Annotated in this window: 1 protein-coding gene and 1 pseudogene; both read left to right on the forward strand. The window is 73.2% G+C overall.

Annotated elements, in window-relative coordinates; translation table 11 throughout:
- A pseudogene (locus tag ACOV8S_RS33020) lies at positions 1-626 on the forward strand (reductase); the annotation flags it as partial.
- Positions 627-869: 243 nt separating this feature from the next.
- Positions 870-1586 (forward strand): hypothetical protein (locus tag ACOV8S_RS33025; protein ID WP_448322363.1); only part of this gene is annotated, 717 nt, incomplete at its 3' end.

The raw sequence follows: 1586 nt of genomic DNA on the forward strand, positions 1-1586 counted from the left end.
CGGGTACCCCGGTGCCGGAGGAGCTCGTGGACCCCGCCGCGTGGCCCGTGTTCCCCGACCGGCCCTGGCACGACGCGGTCTACCGGGACGCCCACTACGGTGAGGGCAAGCGCCAGGCGGAAGCGGTCCTGGCCCGCTCCGGCGGGTTCGCCTTCGCGTCCGTGCGCAGCGCCCACGTGCTCGGCGGCGGGGAGCGGGAGTGGACCGGCCGGCTCGCGCACTACGCGGAGCGGGTGACCCGCGGCGAGGAGATCGCCGTGCACGCCCACCCGCTGCCCTCGGTCTTCGTCCACCACGAGGAGCTCGCCGCGTTCCTGTTGTGGGCGGCCGTCGGCACGGACTTCACCGGCCCGGTCAACGCCTGTTCCGGCGACCTCCTCGACGTGCACGGCCTTTGCGAGGAGATCGCCGCGCAGGCGGGGCGGCGGCCCGTGTACCGGGTGGTCGGGCCGGGCGAGGACGCCTCGCCGTTCTCCTTCGACCGCCACTACGCGATGAGCGACGCCCGTGCCGGGCAGCTGGGTTTCGCCTTCTCGCCCTTGGCGGAGTGGCTGCCGCAAGCCGTCGCCGAGGCCGTCGCAGCCACCGGCGCGGCCCCCGTCGGCCGCCCCGACCGCCCTCGTTGACCCCGCCCTGGAACACCTCACCGTCGTCCACCCGGGCAGGCTGACCGCGAGCCCTCCGCCCCCTCCTCACCTTTGCGCGCCCGGCCGCACCGGCATTCCGACGAGCCACGCCTCGGCGTCCTGAGCGGTTCGGTGGATGCGATCATGGGGCGGGTGATGGCCGTTCGCCCGTGAGGTGGTCTCTTGAGGAAGGTGGCGCTGCGTCCCCACGCCCTGTTGCCTCCGCGCTACGACCATCGGAGGGTGCTGGCGACGACCGTGGACGCCTGGCACCGCACGCTCTGGCTGATCTGCCCGGACGCGGAACTCCGCCCGAATCCCTACGGCAGGCCCTCTCCTCAGCCCCCTCGCCGTCCGTACGACGCGCTTCTCGTCATCGACGACCGGGGCGAGGTCCGCGAGCAGGCGCTGCGGGACATGAGCCTGCGGGTGACCCATCTCGACGCGCTGCCCAACGGCCGGTTCGTGGTGCAGGGGTACGGCACCCCGGGGGACGACCGGAACGCGCAGATATATGGGCCCGACGGACGACGCCGCCGCAGCTTCGGCATGGGGCTCGCGGTCGGGTACCTGTTGGCGGACCGCCGCCACCATCTGTGGAGCGCCTACTTCGACGAGGGTGTCCACGTCGATCCGATCAGCGCCGCCGGCCTCGTGCGCTGGGACAGCGGCGGTAACCGCCAGTGGGGCTGGACGCCTCCGAAAGGCGTGGAGCACATCGACACGGTCTACGCCCTCAACGTCGACGAGGGTGTCGCGTGGGCCTGCTCCTACCCGGCCTTCCCGCTGCTCGAGGTGCGGGCCAACGGTGACACGCGGCTGCGGACGACTCCGGTCGTCGCGCCGGCGGGCCTGGCCGTGCACGGTGAACACGTGACCTTGCTGGGAGGCGACCGGCGACGTGACAGCCTGCACCGCCTCCGCCTGACGGAGGACGAGGCCCTGCTGGTCGAGGAGGCC

It is taken from the genome of Streptomyces sp. CO7 (assembly GCF_053474865.1).